Genomic DNA, 17,885 nt, shown 5'->3' with positions numbered 1-17,885 from the left:
ATGACTTGCTTTGACAGTTGTAAATTATTTCAATTTTTTATTTCTTAATTTTTGCTCTATTGGCAATGTTAGCAGCAATCCCTCCTGCAGCTATACCATTATCAATATTGACTATTGCCAATCCCAATGAGCAACTCTGGAGCATTGAGGCCAGAGCAGCTATTCCTTTTTCGCCATACCCGTATCCTACTGATGTCGGGATGCCAATTATTGGAATGTCTATCATGGTGGCAACAAGTGTAGCCAATGCTCCCTCCATTCCAGCTGCTACAATGATACAATCAACATCTTCTTTGATCATTTCTTTTAAAATTGGAAAAATTCTTTGGATTCCAGCAACTCCTACATCGTAACTTGTAATGCATTTACAATTCATTGCTTCACACATCAATCTTGATTCTTCTGCAACTCCTATGTCTGATGTTCCAGCAGTTATGATTCCAACTTTGCCCCCATGGAATTTTAATGGTTTTTTGTGTAATAATATGGTCGATGATCTTTCACCTTTTTTTAAATTCACTTTTAATTTCTTTGAATAATCTATGATTTTGGGAAAATCTTCTTTCTTAATTCTTGACACAAGCACAGTATTTGTTTTTTCTAAAGTTTTTTTGATGATTTTTTTGATTTCATCTAATTCTTTTGTTTCTGCAAAAATTACTTCTGGAATCCCTCTTCTCTTTTGCCTATTAATGTCGATTTTAGCAAATCCTTCTACTTCTTCTATTGAGTATAATGAAAGAAGTTTTTTAGCATTATTTACGGAAATTTTACCTTCTTTCAATGATTCTAAAATTTTATGAATTTCCATTGATTATTTTTCTCTGTTTGTATAAAAAAATGCTTAGATTTCTATTCCTGAAATTGCATTCTTTACACTGTCAACTGCTTTGTCAAAAACTTGTTTTTCTTCGTCATTTAGATCCAACTCTATAATTTTTTCTACACCTTTTTTACCAATAACTGCTGGCACACCAATTGTCACATCTGAATGACCGTATTCTCCATCTAGATATGTAGCAACTGGAATGACTTGTTTTCTATCTCTTACTACTGATTCTATAATTGCTGAAATTGCATTGCCTGGGGCATGTACTGTGGCGCCCTTTAATTCAATAACTTTTGCAGCAACTTGTTTGGTGTTTAAAATTAGTTCATCTAATTTTTCTTTTGGTAGAAAAGAGGATAAAGGAATTCCAGAAACTGAAGAAAATCTTGGTAATGGTAACATGTTTTCCCCATGTTCTCCGATAACAAGGGCTCTAATAGAATCGCGTGAGTGACCAGTTGCTTCATGAATAAACTGTCTGAATCTAGATAAATCTAGCATTCCTCCCATTCCAAAAACTCTACTTCTATCAAAACCTGATACCTTGTAAGTAATGTATGCCATTGGATCCAGAGGATTAGTAACTGGAATAATCATAGAGTCATCTGCATATTTTTTTATATTTTCTACAACACTCTTTACAATTGAAGCATTAATTTTTAGCAAATCCATTCTTGTCATTCCCGGTTTTCTTCCAGACCCTGCAACTACTACAACAATATTTGATCCCTTCATATCTGCAAAATCGTTTGAACCTTTTACTTCTACATCTATTCCTTGTTCTGATAACATATGATTGATATCCATTGCCTCGCCTTGAGGAAGTCCTTCAGCAACATCTAGAAGTAATATTTGATCATCCAATCTTTTTAATGCAGAAAATAAAGCGGCATCTCCGCCAACTTTGCCAGAACCAATTATTGTAATCATGCAAACCGCTGTTAATTTTCAATAATTAAATCTAATGAAATCCAACTCATATTAGGCGAATTTATAAGCATTTTTGATCTTTTTTAATTATGGTATTAGTAATTGATCCTCAAATTGCAGGGATTTCAGGTGATATGTTACTATGTTCCTTAGTAGATTTGGGTGCTGATAAAAATAAAATTATTTCTGGAATTAAAAACTCTGAGAAATTCTTTCCAAATTCATCAATTAATAAAATTGAATTTAGAAAAATTCAAAAAAATGGAATTGAAGCTTTAGAATTAATTTTAGATTTTATCGATAATGTTCATGAAAGAAAAGGGTTTGAAATTAAACAAGCAATTGATAAATCAATTGATTCTTTAGGGTTATCAGATAAGGCAAAAAAATTTGCTAATTCCTGCATTTTTACTCTGATTACATCTGAATCCATAATTCATGGCATCTCTGAAGATTCTGTGCATTTTCACGAGGCATCAAGTATTGATACTCTTGTAGATATTGTTGGAATCACAATTGCATTAGAGGATTTGAATTTATTTGATGAAAAAATTGTTTCTCTGCCTGTGTCTGTTGGTTCTGGAACTGTGACATTTTCTCATGGAACAATGTCTAATCCAGCTAGTGCTGTTCTTGAAATTTTTAAAAAATCCAATCTAATCATTAAAGGAAATTCTGCAAATGAAGAACTTGCTACTCCAACAGGTGCCTGTATTTTAGTTAATTTAACAAATACTCCTATAGAATATTATCCTAAAATGAAAATAGACTCAATAGGGTATGGTGCAGGACAGAAAAATTTTGATTTATTTTCTAATGTCTTAAAAATTGTACGAGGTACTGAGAATGAATTTGAAATTGATTCAGTAAAGGTTTTAGAAACAAATGTTGATGATGTTTCAGGAGAAATCTTAGGTAATTTAATTGAAAAACTAATGGACAAAGGTGCAAAGGATGTTTCAATTTACCATGGAATTACAAAGAAAGGTAGACCAACAAATCTTGTCTCGGTAATCTGTGATTCAGAGAGAATTGATGATTTAGTTGATATTCTAGTTATTGAAACTGGTACACTTGGAATAAGAATTTCTGAATCTAATAGATTTATTGTACCTCGAATTTCAGATAGTGTTTCCTTGACATTAAATGAGAAAACTTTTGAAGTACACTTTAAAAAATCTACATTTAAAGGCAAAACAGATTTTAAAATTGAATTCGATGATTTGAAAAAAATCTCTAACACTATTGATAAATCCATTAAAGAGACCGAGTCATTATTAAGAAAGAAAATTGAAAAACTAGAGTGATAACAATGTCAAAGATTGATGAACTTGTAAATTGGTTTGATGGCAAAAATAAAGTCCTTATTGCTTTATCTGGAGGTGTTGATAGTGCTCTAGTTGCCTATGCAGCTTTTCAAAAATTAGGAGAATTAGCTATTGCTGTAACTGCAGATTACAAAACGTTGTCAAAAGAGGAATTAGATACTTCTAAACAAATTTGCTCGGAGATAGGCATTAAACAATTTCTTTTGGATTATGATGAATTAGAAAATGAAGAATTCACAAAAAATGCCCCCGATCGTTGTTTTCATTGTAGGATGGAATTGAGTTCACATTTGATACATTTTGCTCGAGAACATGATGTACAATTGATTGTGGATGGAACCAATATTGATGATTTAGGTGAATATAGGCCTGGAATTGAGGCCCTAAAACAAAATGGTGTTAGAAGTCCTCTTGTAGAAACCAATTTTTCCAAAACTGAAATTAGAGATTCAGCAAAAAAGATTGGATTGTCTGTTTTTGACAAGCCTTCGAACTCTTGTTTAGCATCACGAGTTCCATGGGGGCAACAAGTTACTGCAGAAAAATTAGCTAGAATTGAATACGGTGAAATCATTGTAAAACAACTTACAAAAGTTAAACAAGTTAGAGTCCGTGATCTTAATGGTTCTGCAAAAATAGAAGTAGAAAAAGAAATGATCTCTATTTTTGATATAAATATTATGAACCATTTAACTGAGAAATTAAAAATGATTGGATTCTCAAATGTAGAAATTGATCAAGAAGGTTATTCACCAGGAAAAATTAATGTGATTACAGATTGATATATTTGGATAATGCCGCATCTACTCAAATTCATGAGGATGTTTTGACTTCAATGTTGCCCTATCTTAAAGAACAATATGGAAACCCATCATCAATACATCGATATGGTAGACTAGCTCATAAAGCAATTGAGAAAGCACGAAAACAAATTGCTTTGTTAATTAATGCTGATCCTTCTGAAATTCTTCTAACCTCTGGTGGAACTGAATCAAATAACACAGCATTGAAGGGAATTGTCTTAAAAAAACCCTCATCTCAAATAATTACCTCTTCTATTGAACATGATGCTATTTTAGAACCCTGTAAAGAATTATCTGAAAATGGATTTGAAGTGGTTTATCTTCCTGTGGATACTTTTGGTCTAGTTGATATTGATGAATTAAAAAATTCAATTTCTGAGAAAACCTCGCTTGTTTCCATAATGTTTGGCAATAATGAAGTTGGTACAATACAACCAATTTCAGAAATTTCGAAAATATGCCAAGAATATAAAATTCCTTTTCATACTGATGCTGTACAAGCTGTAGGTAAAATTCCCATTGATGTAAAAGAATTAGGAATAGATTTACTCTCGATCTCATCTCATAAGCTCTATGGGCCTAAAGGCGTTGGTGCTTTGTATATCAAAAATGGACTTGACATACACCCATTCATTTTGGGAGGGGGTCAGGAAAATGGATTGCGTTCAGGAACTGAAAATGTTGCAAATATTGTTGGATTTGGAATGGCATGTGAAATTGCAATGAAAAATTTACATGAAAATTTTTCATACATTAAAAATCTTCAAGAATCATTAATTCAAAAGATATCTGATGAAATTCCTCAAGTTACATTAAATGGGCATCCTCAATTAAGATTGCCTCATAATATTCATTTCACTTTTCTTGGTGTAAATGGAGAAGATCTTATTATAAAACTTGATGAGTATGGAATTGCAGCATCTACAGGCTCTGCGTGTTCTGTAAATACACAAAAAGCATCTCATGTATTACAGGCAATGGGATTTTCTCATGAACAAATCACAGGTTCTCTAAGATTGACTATTGGAATCTACAATACTCAAAAGGAAATTGATCAAACAGTTGATACTCTAAAAAAAATTATTATTGAGTTACGTGCAGTTTCTCCCTTTAAAGAGAAATATTCTTTTGTTTGAATTAATAATTTATTTGTAATTTGTTTCTAGAAATTATGATTGTTGATAAAATTCCTATGGTTAGGACTATTAGGACAATAGTTCCAAATTCTGGAACTACATAGGTTCCTATAACTTCAACATCTGAATCATCTTGTTCAAAATTTATGGTGATTATTCTAGAATCTGCATGTACAACTGATTCCTGATATGGTACTTCTATCCCATCAATTAATATGATAAATGCATCATCTTTGCCATCTTGTTTTTCAGCTCCTATGAACTCTCTGGGTAAATCTAATGTTATGGTTCCCTTATCTGTGGCATCTATCTGAACTATTAATGCAAAAATATCTGAATCAACTATCATATCAATTACAGTTCCTCCCTTGATACTATATTCTACGTCAAATGTACCTTGATTTCCAGCATCTACTTCAAAAATTTCTGTAGTTGTAAATGATTCTGATTTTGGACTATAATCAAATTCCACTTCTGCTATATTTCCTTCTCCATATGAGACTCTAACCGTGTATTCTCCAGCATTTTTCCAAAGAGGACCTTCTGCAAGAACTGTGTGTGAGTAAGTTCCATCTTTTGCAACGCTAATTTGAGCAATGTCTACTAGATTCCCTTGAGAAAACAATTGTAATGTTACAGGTGTATCGCCAACTTTGGTTGAAACAATTCCAGAAATAATTATTGTGTCTCCTTCATCATAAATGTGATCATCTGTTTGAACTGAGATTAGAGATTCTTGTGCAAATGATGTTCCAGTAGAAATTATCAGCAAAGAAATTATTCCGTAAACTATTCTAGAATCCACAACGTTTGAAATACACATTTGTATATTTCCTTTACTATTAAAAATGAAAAAATGAAAAAAGTTGTGATTTTAGTATCTTGGTATGATGCTAAGTCTTGACTTTGCAGAGATTGCAATTATTGAGATAATTGCTACTGCTAGAATCATGGCTGCAATTGTACCAAATTCTGGGACTACAAAGGTACCAATGATTTCAATTTTCTCAGCGCCTGCTAGGAACATGATTGTTACTTTGTTTGTAACCTTATCAATTTGAACATCATCCCATTCTTCTCCGTCAACAAGTACCATGAAGATACCGTCTTGGACTGATTTTGCTGGGGTTACTGTTAAGGTTCCATCATCTTTAGCGTTGATGCTAATGACTATTGATTTGTCATTAGTATTGATTTTTGCACTGGTTACTGTTCCACCTGTAATGCTGTATGGTATACATTTACCACTTGCAGTAATTTCGTTTGTACCACATGTTACACTTGGTGTTGTTGGTTTTACCATTGCTTCTCCACCAATTAATTCAACTTGGACTTTGTTACTTTTTTCAGTATTTCCATAGTTTACTTTAATGGTGTAGGTACCGTCGTATTTCCATAAAGCACCTGCTGTGTTAAGTTTAGTCTCAAAACTACCATTATCTGCTACACTGACTTGGTCAATTGTAACAATGGAGTTCAATGGACTTACAACAGTTACTGTAACTGAAAATCCCGAGGCTTTGTTTGCCACTTGGCCCATTACTTTAATCATATCATTGTGTCCGTATTCTGCTTTATCTGTCCAAACTGATATTGGAATTGATTTCATCAAAGCTTCTTTAGCTGATGTTTTTGCACTTTCTGGATCACATTGTACACATGCTGGTGGCAAATTATTGCTTTCAGCAGCATATGCTGATGACACGGTTAAAGTACCGACTGCAGTCAAAAGGGCTAGTAGCGCGAACGACGTACGGCTGTTCATCTTATTGCGACTTGCATCTGTCTCTATTTATGTATATTTAAAAAGAGAAAAAAGTTGTGAACTTAGTATCTTGGAATAATGCTAAGTCTTGACTTTGCAGAGATTGCAATTATTGAGATAATTGCTACTGCTAGAATCATGGCTGCAATTGTTCCAAATTCTGGTACTACTACTCCTTCTCTAATGTCTACTTGAGCTGAAGCAGTATATTTTGGATCGTCAAATTGCTTTCCAGTTACAGTGTAAAATCCATCTTGTTTCCAAAGAGGTCCACCTGTAGTGATTGTAGTAGTAAATTCTCCATTAAGCATTGGTGATACTTGACCTACTGATACTTTATTTCCATTTGGTGCTGTTACTGTCAAAGTGATATCTTGACTAACTCTATCAGTTGTTCCTGAAATCTCAATAGTTGTAGATCCCAATACTGCATCTGCATAAAGTTCTAGTCCTGCATCTTTTGCAACATTTGGAGTGTATGGCTTGTAGATTCCTGTTTCTAAATTAGACTCAGTTACAGATGTCTTTTTTGCCATTCCATTTGCTACTTCAACAAGTACTTTTAATGAATACAATGAATTTTGTTGCATTGCTTTGATTGTATAGAATCCATTCTCAGTCCATGTTGGACCAATTTTGAATTGGGTTCTAAAATCACCATTATCATCAGGTGATACCTGACCAATGGCAACTACATTGTTTCCACTTGGAGATGTCACTCTAAATGTGACATCATTCATTTTTGAAATTGTTGTTCCTGTTAAGGTGATTGTATCTGAATTTCTATCAGCTGTTACCGTAACAGCCATTCCTTGAACAGCAGCAGAAGCATCTTGTTGAATTGAGGTCATTGAAATTAATGACAGTGCCAAAAGGGCTATTGCCATTGATGTTGTTGAACGTTTAAAATTCATCCTATTTCAACCCAACAATCTTTTGGTATTTATGTATATTTAAAAAGAATATTTTCATCATTACCTATCCTCGATCAGATATTTACCCATTTTTATTCCGATCTATTGATTCATACTTTAATTCATCGGTAAGGCAACCTGGCAAATGTTTCAAAAATATATTGATTTTAGAGATTTCATTTTGAATTAAATTTATGTAAATCTGAGATTGGGGACTTAAAAATAGAAAAAAGATGAAATTTAGTATCTTGGAATAATGCTAAGTCTTGACTTTGCAGAGATTGCAATTATTGAGATAATTGCTACTGCTAGAATCATGGCTGCAATTGTACCAAATTCTGGGACTACAAATGTTCCAATTATTTCGATTTCTTCAGCCCCTACTGGGAATGCTATGGTGAGTGTTCTGTCTTTTGATGTTGTTGTTTCATCAAAGTTTACCTCTTCTCCGTCAATTAAGACAAAGAAGTCATCATCTTCACCATTGATTGTTGCATCCATTACAGATCTTGGAATTGTTAGAGTCAATATTCCATCACTAGTGGCATCAATAGATATGATCAGTGAATTTGCATCCACATCAGGCATTACACTAAGTAATTTACCGCCTGTGATTGTATATCCTATTAAATCACTAGAACCTTCAACTGCTATTGTTTTGCCGGTTATAGGACCCTTTGTTGGTGGTGTAGTTGTAGAACCACCAAATTCAAATTCTGTTGTTGCTGAACGATTCTCGGTTCCGTATTGAACTGTAACTGTGTATGTTCCAGCTGCCTTCATCAAAGATCCTCCTGCAGTAATTTCAGTACTGAATTTTTTATCAGCACCAACTGTTACTTGTGCAATTGATACTAAGTTTCCATTAGGAGCCTTGACTATTACACTAACTGGGATTCCAGAATACAGTTCTTTTACTTGACCTGTTACCATGATTGTTTCACCCTCTGAATAGGATGTTTTATCTGTAGTAACAACAATCGAACTTTGTATTTGTCCAAATGCTGGTGCCATACCAATACTTACAATTAAGATTGCAGATAAGGCAAACACCGATAGATGAGTTTTCATCAATCTTACGCCTGAATTTATCTTATTTAAGGTTGTGAAAAAATTTGTTGACAAACGAGAAAAAACACAGCGTTTAACGAATTTCAGATTAGATATATATTAACCTGAGCGTGAATTTTTTACAGTTTGTGTGTATTATTTGCTGTTACATTTAATGTTCGATCTGGAGGTTTTGTAGATGGCAACTAAGAAAAATCAAGTATTGGTGCCTGATCATATCTATGTTCCAAAACATGAAATTATTACAAAACAAGAAGCAGAGGAAATTCTAAAAAAATATAATTGTAAACCTACTGAATTACCATTAATCTTTGTAAACGATCCTGCAATATTGGGATTGGGTGTTAAACCAGGTGATGTAATTAAAATCACTAGAAAAAGCCCAACTGCTGGTGAAAGTCTCTATTATAGATACGTGGTGGAAATTTAGATGGCAGATCCTTCAACAAAACGTTGGCCAGTAATCCAAGATATCTTAAAACGAGAAGGCATTGCAAGACAGCATCTTAATTCTTTTGATGAGTTTTTAGAAAAAGGCCTTCAAAGTATTATCAATGAAGTGGGACAAATTGATATTGAAAACGCAGAATATCCATACAAAATTCAACTAGGAAAAGTAAAATTACAACAACCAAGAATGATGGAACTTGATGGTTCAATCACTCATATCACTCCAGCTGAAGCTAGATTGAGAAATGTTTCATATTCAGCACCTGTGATGATGGAGGCAAGTGTTGTTGAAGATGGAAAAATTTTGGAATCAAGATTTGTACATATTGGTGATGTACCTGTAATGGCAAAGTCCAATGCATGTATCTTGCATAACTTTTCTACTCAAAAATTAGTTGAACATGGTGAAGATCCAAATGATCCTGGTGGTTACTTTATCATTAATGGTTCTGAGAGAGTCATTGTAGGATTAGAAGATTTATCATATAACAAAATTATTGTTGATAGAGAAACTGTTGGTGGAAATATTGTTTTCAAAGCTAAAGTCTATTCATCTATTGTTGGTTATCGTGCAAAACTAGAACTGGTAATGAAAAATGATGGATTAATTGTTGCAAGAATTCCAGGCTCTCCTGTTGATATTCCAGTTGTTACCCTAATGAGAGCACTTGGATTAGAATCTGATAGAGAAATTGCAGCTGCAGTTTCACTTGTTGATGATCTTCAAAATGAATTAGAAGGTTCATTTGAGAAAGCCGGTGATGTTCCAACTTCAAAAGATGCAATTGTTTACATCAGTAAAAGAATTGCACCTGGAATGCTTGAAGAATTCCAAATTAAGAGAGCTGAAACACTACTTGATTGGGGACTATTACCTCACTTGGGCAAGCATCCTGAAAATAGAAAAGAAAAAGCACAATTCCTAGGGGAAGCAGCATGTAAATTATTAGAATTAAAACTTGGTTGGATTAGGCCTGACGACAAAGACCACTATGGAAATAAAGTCATCAAATTTGCAGGACAAATGTTAGCAGATCTGTTTAGAACTGCATTTAGAAATCTTGTAAGAGATATGAAATACCAATTAGAAAGATCTGGACAAAAGCGTGGAATTAATGCTGTTGCTGCTGCAATTAGACCTGGAATTATTACTGATAAACTCAATAATGCAATTGCCACAGGAAACTGGGGAAGGGGTAGAGTCGGTGTAACTCAACTACTTGATAGAACAAACTATCTCTCAACTATTAGTCATCTTAGAAGAATTCAATCTCCACTTAGCAGAACTCAACCAAACTTTGAGGCAAGAGATTTACATGCAACTCACTTTGGAAGAATTTGTCCAAGTGAAACTCCTGAAGGCTCAAACTGTGGTTTGGTGAAAAATCTTGCATTATCTGGAATCATCTCCGTTAATGTGCCCTCTGAAGAAATTGTTGAAAAACTATATGATCTTGGAACAGTTCACTTTTTTGATGCTAAAGAAGATTTGAAAAAAGACGGAACAAGAATTTTTGTTGATGGAAGACTAATTGGTTATTTTAAAGATGGTGAACAACTTGCAGAATCTTTAAGAGAACTTAGAAGAAACTCAAAAATCCATCCTCACGTTGGAGTCTCTTTCCATAAATCAGAAATTGAAGGCTCAACTAGACGACTTTATGTTAATTGTAATGCTGGCCGTGTTTTACGACCATTGATAATTATCAAAGACAACAAAGCTTTGTTGACCTCAGAATTATTAGATAAGATTTCTAAAAAATTACTTTCATGGACTGATCTTTTGAGAATGGGAGTTTTAGAATTAATTGATGCAAATGAAGAAGAAAATTGTTATGTTACACTAGATGAAAAAGATACAAAGAAACATACTCATCTTGAAGTTTTCCCACCAGCAATTCTTGGTGCAGGGGCTTCAATCATTCCATATCCTGAACATAATCAATCTCCAAGAAATACATACGAGTCTGCTATGGCAAAACAAAGTCTTGGTTTCTCAACACCTATGATGAATACTAGTACCTATGTAAGACAGCACTTTATGCTATATCCTCAGGTTCCAATTGTTAATACTAAAGCAATGAAATTATTGGGATTAGAAGATAGGCCTGCTGGTCAGAATTGTATTGTAGCAGTATTACCATTTGATGGTTACAATATTGAAGACGCAATTGTTCTTAGCAAGTCTTCGGTTGATAGGGGATTAGGTAGAACATTCTTCTATAGAATCTATGATGCAGAAGCTAAACAATATCCAGGTGGAATGCGTGATAATTTTGAAATTCCAAATGCAGAAGATAACATTAGAGGTTACAAAGGTGAACGTGCATACCGATTACTTGAAGAAGATGGAGTAGTAGCATCAGAGGCTCCAGTTAAGGGTGGAGATATTTTGATTGGCAAAACTAGTCCACCAAGATTTATGGAAGAATATAGAGAGTTTGAATCAACTGGTCCTTACAGAAGAGATACATCCATTGGTGTAAGACCTTCTGAAACTGGAGTTGTAGATACCGTTGTGATGACTCAATCTAATGAAGGAGGAAAAATGTACAAGATTAGAGCCAGAGATATGAGAATTCCTGAAATTGGTGACAAATTTGCATCAAGACATGGACAGAAAGGAGTTCTTGGAATTTTAGCTAAAGCAGAAGATTTACCATATACTGCAAATGGAATGTCTCCTGATGTTTTGATTAATCCGCATGCTTTCCCTTCTAGAATGACTGTTGGAATGATGATGGAATCAATTTGCGGAAAAGCAGCAGCTCTACGTGGTAAAAGATTTGATGGTTCTGCATTTGTTGGAGAAAAAATGGATGAAGTTAAAGAAGTAATGGATGCACATGGTTTTGAATATTCAGGTAAAGAAATAATGTATGATGGAAGAACTGGTAAATCTTTCCCAGTACATGTCTTCATTGGAGTTGTGTACTACCAAAAACTACACCACATGGTTGCAGATAAAATACATGCAAGAGCACGTGGACAAGTCCAGATGTTAACAAAACAACCCACGGAAGGAAGAGCAAGAGGTGGTGGACTTAGATTTGGTGAAATGGAAAGAGACTGCTTAATTGCATATGGTGCTTCAATGATACTCAAAGATAGATTGCTTGATGAATCTGATAAGTCAGATATTTTTGTATGTGAAAGATGTGGTCTTGTTGCATACCATGATGTTAAACAAAGACGTTATGTATGCAGAGTTTGTGGTGATAAAGCCAAAGTTTCATCAGTGTCAGTTGCATATGCATTCAAACTATTATTACAAGAAATGCAAAGTCTTAATGTCGCACCACGATTGTTAATCAAGGAGAAAATCTGATGTCTGTTCAAGCAATTAAAGCAATAGATGGAATTCGTTTTTCTGTATGGTCTCCAACTGAGATTAGAAAATATTCTGTTGCTGAAATTACTGCTCCTGAAACTTATGATGAAGATGGAATGCCAGTTCAAGGGGGTCTTATGGATGGAAGACTTGGAACACTTGAACCCGGACAAAAATGCTTAACCTGTGGAAATACTGCAGCAAGATGTCCAGGACATTTTGGACATATTGAGCTAGCAGAGCCAATATTACACATTGCATTTATTGATAATATTTACAAATTATTGCAATCTACCTGTCGTTCTTGTGCAAGACTAAAAGTTCCTCAAGAAGATTTAGATGCATTTAAAAAAATTAAAGATAAACATGCTGCTTACACTGTAATTTCTCAAAAACGTATTCCAGAACAAATTATTGAAAAAGCTAAAAAAGCAAAAGAATGTCCACACTGTGGAAAAACACAGTATGAATTAATTTTTACAAAACCTACTATCTTCGTTGAGAAAACAGAAATTGGTGAACATAGATTACTCCCAATTACAATTAGAGAAAGATTCTCACAAATATTAGATGAAGATTTAGAATTACTATCATATGATCCAATTACTGCAAGACCTGAATGGTTTATTCTACAAGCATTACCAGTACCGCCTGTAACTGTTAGACCATCAATTATTCTTGAGACTGGAATTCGTTCAGAAGATGATCTGACACACAAAATGGTTGATATCATCAGAGTTAATCAGCGTCTCAAAGAAAGTAAGGAAGCTGGAACTCCACCACTAATTGTTCAAGATTTGGTTGACTTGTTGCAATACCATTCAACAACATATTTTGATAATGAAGTTTCTGGAATTCCACAAGCCCATCATCGTTCTGGTCGTCCTCTCAAAACATTAACTCAGAGATTAAAAGGAAAAGAAGGCCGATTTAGAGGATCATTGTCTGGAAAGAGAGTTGACTTTTCTAGTCGTACTGTAATTTCTCCTGATCCAAACTTGGATTTATCTGAAGTTGGTGTTCCTGAACAAGTTGCAATGAAATTAACAATTCCTGAAATTGTTACTGAATGGAATATTGAAAGAATGAGAAAACTCGTAATTAATGGACCTGAAAAATTCCCAGGTGTTAATTATATTGTGAGACCTGATGGTGTAAAAATAAGATTAGATTTCGTAGAAGACCGTTCTACAATTGCAGAAACTCTTGAGAATGGATATTTGATTGAGAGACATCTTGCAGATGGTGATATTGTAATGTTTAACAGACAACCTTCACTTCACCAAATGTCAATTATGGCACACTATGTTCGTGTCCTTCCAGGTAAGACCTTTAGATTACATCCTTCAGTTTGTCCACCATACAACGCTGACTTTGATGGTGATGAAATGAATCTTCATGTTCCACAAAGTGAGGAAGCTAGAGCCGAAGCAATTCTTCTCATGAGAGTTCAAGATCAATTAATCTCTCCAAGATATGGTGGTCCAATTATTGGTGCTTTAAGAGACTTTGTTACAGGTGCATATCTTCTCACAAAAGATAATACTACACTTTCTGTCCAAGAATTTTCAAACTATGCAATGCTTGGTGGTTATACTGGCCCACTTCCAAAACCTGCAACAAAGACAAAAGATGGTCCTGCATATACTGGCAAACAATTATTCTCATTATTCCTTCCTAAAGACTTCAACTATGTTCTTACATCAAAATGGTCAAAGGGTACAAAAGGAACTCCTAAAGATGTTGTAATTAAAAATGGTGAGTTAATCAGTGGTGTAATTGATAAAACATCCATTGGTGCAGAGGAACCTGAAAGTGTGTTGCATAGAATTACTAAAGACTATGGTAATGCCGTAGGCAAAAACTTCCTTAATTCTATTCTAATTATGGTAAAACAGTTCATTACACATTATGGTTTTAGTTATGGATTTGGTGATCTTGAAGTTCCTGAAAAAGAGAGACAACAGATTCTAACTGATATTCAAGGTACTTATGATGTTGTAGCTGATCTTACTGATCAATTCAAGAAAGGAACACTCAAACTTACAAGAGGTATGAAAGCTGAAGAAGCATTAGAGGCATACATTGTTAATGAATTAGGAAAAGCAAGAGACAAAGCTGGTTCTACTGCAAATGATTCTCTAGATGATTCAAATGCTGGAAAAATTATGGCTACTACTGGTGCAAGAGGTTCTTCACTTAACGTTGGTCAGATGGCAGGCGCATTAGGTCAACAATCCAGAAGAGGAAATAGATTACATGATGGTTACAATAATCGTGCATTACCACATTATCAAGAGCATGATAACAATCCAGACGCTCACGGATTTGTAAAATCAAATTACCGGGAAGGACTCTCAGCACTAGAATTCTTTTTCCACGCAATGGGTGGTAGAGAAGGATTAGTCGATACAGCAGTTAGAACACAACAAAGTGGTTACATGCAACGTAGATTGATCAATGCCTTGGAGCACATTAGATTAGAATATGATGGAACAGTAAGAGATCCACATGGGCATATTGTTCAATTCCTTTATGGTGAAGACGGTATTGATGTTGCAAAAAGTGATCATGGTGAAGCATTCAATGCAAGTAGATTAGCCGAATCTCAAACTATCATTGACTCAGGTAAGAAAGCCACCAAAGATGAAATTGACACTCTTGCAAAGAAATACACTAAAACTTTCAACCCAAGATTAACCACTCTTGTTATTGATGCATTACATGCATCTAATCTCAGTAAAGAAGGAGTTGAGGCAGTATGCAAAAAAGGATTATCATTATACAATAATGCACAAGTAGAACCAGGACAAGCTGTAGGAATTATCACTGCACAGTCTATTGGTGAACCTGGTACTCAGATGACATTGAGAACATTCCACTTTGCAGGAATTAAAGAGCGAAACGTAACACTAGGTCTTCCAAGATTAATTGAATTAGTTGACGCTAGAAAGAAACCCGTAACTCCAACTATGGATATCTATCTTGATGAGGATTCCAAGAAAAATCGAGAAAAAGCTATTGAAGTTGCACGTAATGTCTTGCAAACAAAGGTTAGTGCATTAATTTCTTCAAGTGAAACTGATTATTCTACTGAAATTAAATTAATTCTAAGTGAGAATCGATTAAGAGAAAGAGGATGCTCAATTTCAGAAGTTGAAGCAGCACTTAGTTCTAATAAAAAATTCAAACTTGAAACTACTGGTGAATTAATTACTTTGAAACTAGTTGATGAATCTGATACTGCAACAGTTATTGCAATTAGAAATAAAGTTCTTAACACAACTGTAAAAGGCGTGCCAGATATCGAACGTGTCACACTAGTTCAAAAAGATGATGAATGGGTAATTCAGACAACTGGTTCTAATATTGCCAAAGTATTAGAAGTCAAAGGCATTGACAAAAGAAATGTACGCACAAATAATGTCTTTGAAATTGCAGGTACATTAGGTATTGAGGCTGCAAGAAATGCATTGATCAACGAATTAAATCACACTCTAGAAGATCAAGGATTAGAAGTCGATAATAGATACATTATGTTAGTATCTGATTTGATGTGTTCCCGAGGATATATGCAACAAATTGGAAGACACGGAATTGCTGGTACAAAAGACAGTGTTCTAGCACGAGCTGCATTTGAAATTACAGTACCTACAATTGCACATGCTGCACTTGGAGGTGAAATAGAACAACTAAAAGGAATTACTGAAAATGTAATTGTCGGAAGTAACATTCCAATCGGAAGTGGAACTGTTGATCTTTACATGCAAGTCAGTAAGAAAAAATGAGGAATAATAGAAATTACTAGATGATAATTATGGCAGATGAAATTTCAACATTAATGGCTAAAAGTAAAAACAAAGTTGTTTTACTTCGATTACGTAATTCAAAAACCATCCAAGGTGTTCTTCAAGACTTTGACATTCATATGAATTTGACATTAGATGATGCTGAAGATGTTACTGAGGAAAAACCAGAAAAACTTGGAACAGTTTTGTTACGTGGTGATAATATTTTAGCAATCTCTTTGCCTGAAGAATAATCCTAATTTCACTAAACATTAAATTCTATATTTGTGCATTTGTAGTATGTTCTTTTTTTTGTTATTGTTGAATTTGATATTTTTGCCAGCATATGCTGAAACCATTCCTGATTATGATAATCCTTATGCTCCAATTATCACTGATAAACCAATTTACACTTGGACTGATAAAGTAAAAATGAGTATTATAGCTCCTAGTTGGAATAGTGATAAATTTCTCATAAATTCAATTGGCGGTGATCAAGATCACCCGATTAAAATTTCTACTAGAGAACATTCCTTAGATCGATATCGATTTACCGAAACTGATGTTAATTCAGGAGTATTTACTGCAGAAATTACACTAACTGGATTTTCTCATGATGCAGACGGTGATGGGGAAATAGACACAACACCTAGAACATTTGGAAGTGGTCCTACAAGTGGTTTTTTAGAAGTTGATAGAGATTCCGGAATAACCATTTCGTTTGAATTTGCAGATGGAATGATCTTGACAAAATCTGTTCCGGTTAGTTGGAATTTAGGGGTGATTCAATTTGCAAAAGAGATTTTTTTTACAAATGATGCTATTGTGGTGATAGTAAATGATCCTGATATGAATCTCAATCCTGAAGCACTGGATCAAATACCGATTAAAGTCTCTTCTGATTCAGATGTTGCAGGAATTGATATTACGGCAATTGAAACATCTGAAAGCTCTGGAACTTTTATGGGTACATTCTTTCCGTCTCAAACTTCGCCATCTAGCGGAAATAGATTGTATTCTGTAAATGGTGATAATATTATTGCAAAATACAATGATCATACATTGCCAAAACCCTATTCAATCAATGATGATTTAGAACTAGTTACTTTGACAAAAATTGATTCATCTATATCGCCAATTGACCGATTAGAAAATTCACCTGTTTTTCTTTCTGATAGTTTAGGTAATCATCTACAATCCATCTCTGAAAGCAATCAAGTCCAAATTGTTGGCAGTGTAACAAATGAGCAAAATTTTATGCAAAAATTTGTTTACATTTTTCAAGTGAAGAATTCTGATAATTATGTGGAATCTATTTCCTGGATTCAGGGAGAAATTTCACCAAATCAGATTTTAGATCTTTCTCAATCTTGGACCCCGCTAAAATCTGGCAAATATCAAATTGAAACCTTTGTTTGGACATCATTAAAAGATCCTACCGCCTTATCTCCTCCTAATTTCAAATTAATCTCAGTTGAATGATTAGTATAATTTCTACGTGATTATTAAATACAAAAATACGATTTCACAAATGTGTTAG

Annotated in this window: 14 protein-coding genes; 8 read left to right on the top strand and 6 right to left on the bottom strand. The window is 34.1% G+C overall.

Annotated elements, in window-relative coordinates; translation table 11 throughout:
- Window positions 1-37: 37 nt before the first annotated feature.
- Both larB and ACX119_RS08105 read right to left on the bottom strand, forming a co-directional pair.
- On the bottom strand, window positions 38-811 hold the full coding sequence (gene larB, locus ACX119_RS08110) for a nickel pincer cofactor biosynthesis protein LarB (RefSeq protein ID WP_459350765.1): 774 nt from the start codon (window positions 809-811) through the stop codon (window positions 38-40).
- 33 nt (window positions 812-844) lie between these two features.
- Window positions 845-1,759: a malate dehydrogenase gene (locus ACX119_RS08105; protein ID WP_459350764.1), complete on the bottom strand. Its 915-nt coding sequence runs from the start codon at window positions 1,757-1,759 to the stop codon at window positions 845-847.
- Between the two features lie 89 nt (window positions 1,760-1,848).
- Here ACX119_RS08105 and larC point away from each other — a divergent pair, with 89 nt between their 5' ends.
- The 3 genes from larC to ACX119_RS08090 are packed head-to-tail and all read left to right on the top strand — an operon-like array spanning window position 1,849 to window position 5,026.
- Window positions 1,849-3,066, top strand: coding sequence for a nickel pincer cofactor biosynthesis protein LarC (larC, locus tag ACX119_RS08100; RefSeq protein WP_459350763.1), 1,218 nt, complete (start codon window positions 1,849-1,851; stop codon window positions 3,064-3,066).
- A 5-nt stretch (window positions 3,067-3,071) separates the two neighbouring features.
- Entirely contained in the window at window positions 3,072-3,869 is a 798-nt protein-coding gene (larE, locus tag ACX119_RS08095) for an ATP-dependent sacrificial sulfur transferase LarE (RefSeq protein WP_459350762.1), read from the top strand.
- Entirely contained in the window at window positions 3,866-5,026 is a 1,161-nt protein-coding gene (locus ACX119_RS08090) for a cysteine desulfurase family protein (protein WP_459350761.1), read from the top strand. Before larE ends, ACX119_RS08090 begins: the two co-directional genes overlap by 4 nt.
- Window position 5,027: 1 nt before the next feature.
- Here ACX119_RS08090 and ACX119_RS08085 read toward each other — a convergent pair whose 3' ends face one another.
- The 4 genes from ACX119_RS08085 to ACX119_RS08070 all read right to left on the bottom strand — a co-directional run bounded on the left by ACX119_RS08085 (window position 5,028) and on the right by ACX119_RS08070 (window position 8,776).
- Window positions 5,028-5,849, bottom strand: coding sequence for a PEFG-CTERM sorting domain-containing protein (locus ACX119_RS08085; RefSeq protein ID WP_459350760.1), 822 nt, complete (start codon window positions 5,847-5,849; stop codon window positions 5,028-5,030).
- A gap of 51 nt (window positions 5,850-5,900) precedes the next feature.
- Window positions 5,901-6,731, bottom strand: a complete 831-nt coding sequence (locus tag ACX119_RS08080; protein WP_459352017.1) for a PEFG-CTERM sorting domain-containing protein — start codon at window positions 6,729-6,731, stop codon at window positions 5,901-5,903.
- Between the two features lie 122 nt (window positions 6,732-6,853).
- Window positions 6,854-7,705 carry a PEFG-CTERM sorting domain-containing protein gene (locus ACX119_RS08075; protein WP_459350759.1) on the bottom strand — a complete coding sequence of 284 codons (852 nt, stop codon included), beginning with the start codon at window positions 7,703-7,705 and terminating at the stop codon, window positions 6,854-6,856.
- Window positions 7,706-7,945: 240 nt separating this feature from the next.
- Window positions 7,946-8,776 carry a PEFG-CTERM sorting domain-containing protein gene (locus ACX119_RS08070; RefSeq protein WP_459350758.1) on the bottom strand — a complete coding sequence of 277 codons (831 nt, stop codon included), beginning with the start codon at window positions 8,774-8,776 and terminating at the stop codon, window positions 7,946-7,948.
- A 178-nt stretch (window positions 8,777-8,954) separates the two neighbouring features.
- On the opposite strand from ACX119_RS08070, the gene ACX119_RS08065 reads away from it, so the two are divergent.
- From ACX119_RS08065 to ACX119_RS08045, 5 genes are read left to right on the top strand one after another with little or no spacing between them, the layout of a single operon-like run.
- The gene (locus ACX119_RS08065; protein ID WP_297593997.1) at window positions 8,955-9,206 is read left to right on the top strand and encodes a DNA-directed RNA polymerase subunit H; all 252 of its coding nucleotides are present in this window, start codon (window positions 8,955-8,957) and stop codon (window positions 9,204-9,206) included.
- Window positions 9,207-12,554 carry a DNA-directed RNA polymerase subunit B gene (locus tag ACX119_RS08060; protein WP_459350757.1) on the top strand — a complete coding sequence of 1,116 codons (3,348 nt, stop codon included), beginning with the start codon at window positions 9,207-9,209 and terminating at the stop codon, window positions 12,552-12,554. It begins immediately after the preceding gene.
- Complete coding sequence (locus ACX119_RS08055; protein ID WP_459350756.1) at window positions 12,554-16,345, top strand: DNA-directed RNA polymerase subunit A'; 3,792 nt, start codon at window positions 12,554-12,556, stop codon at window positions 16,343-16,345. The genes ACX119_RS08060 and ACX119_RS08055 overlap by 1 nt, the downstream gene beginning before the upstream one ends.
- 29 nt (window positions 16,346-16,374) lie before the next feature.
- Complete coding sequence (locus ACX119_RS08050) at window positions 16,375-16,599, top strand: LSM domain-containing protein (RefSeq protein ID WP_459350755.1); 225 nt, start codon at window positions 16,375-16,377, stop codon at window positions 16,597-16,599.
- 46 nt (window positions 16,600-16,645) lie between these two features.
- Window positions 16,646-17,827 (top strand): hypothetical protein, encoded by a 1,182-nt coding sequence (locus tag ACX119_RS08045; RefSeq protein WP_459350754.1) that lies wholly within the window; start codon window positions 16,646-16,648, stop codon window positions 17,825-17,827.
- Window positions 17,828-17,885 lie beyond the last annotated feature (58 nt).

This window comes from Nitrosopumilus sp. S4, assembly GCF_054515835.1.
Note: the sequence above shows the minus strand (reverse complement) of the source record. Positions and strands in the feature narration are given on the sequence as shown.

Excerpts from the sequence above, each read along its gene's own strand:
- ACX119_RS08065 (WP_297593997.1), top strand. The coding sequence starts at position 8,955 with ATGGCAACTAAGAAAAATCAAGTATTGGTGCCTGATCATATCTATGTT.
- larB (WP_459350765.1), bottom strand. The coding sequence starts at position 811 with ATGGAAATTCATAAAATTTTAGAATCATTGAAAGAAGGTAAAATTTCC.
- ACX119_RS08055 (WP_459350756.1), top strand. The coding sequence starts at position 12,554 with ATGTCTGTTCAAGCAATTAAAGCAATAGATGGAATTCGTTTTTCTGTA.
- ACX119_RS08105 (WP_459350764.1), bottom strand. The coding sequence starts at position 1,759 with ATGATTACAATAATTGGTTCTGGCAAAGTTGGCGGAGATGCCGCTTTA.
- larC (WP_459350763.1), top strand. The coding sequence starts at position 1,849 with ATGGTATTAGTAATTGATCCTCAAATTGCAGGGATTTCAGGTGATATG.
- ACX119_RS08075 (WP_459350759.1), bottom strand. The coding sequence starts at position 7,705 with ATGAATTTTAAACGTTCAACAACATCAATGGCAATAGCCCTTTTGGCA.
- ACX119_RS08085 (WP_459350760.1), bottom strand. The coding sequence starts at position 5,849 with ATGTGTATTTCAAACGTTGTGGATTCTAGAATAGTTTACGGAATAATT.
- ACX119_RS08060 (WP_459350757.1), top strand. The coding sequence starts at position 9,207 with ATGGCAGATCCTTCAACAAAACGTTGGCCAGTAATCCAAGATATCTTA.
- ACX119_RS08070 (WP_459350758.1), bottom strand. The coding sequence starts at position 8,776 with ATGAAAACTCATCTATCGGTGTTTGCCTTATCTGCAATCTTAATTGTA.
- ACX119_RS08050 (WP_459350755.1), top strand. The coding sequence starts at position 16,375 with ATGGCAGATGAAATTTCAACATTAATGGCTAAAAGTAAAAACAAAGTT.
- larE (WP_459350762.1), top strand. The coding sequence starts at position 3,072 with ATGTCAAAGATTGATGAACTTGTAAATTGGTTTGATGGCAAAAATAAA.
- ACX119_RS08045 (WP_459350754.1), top strand. The coding sequence starts at position 16,646 with ATGTTCTTTTTTTTGTTATTGTTGAATTTGATATTTTTGCCAGCATAT.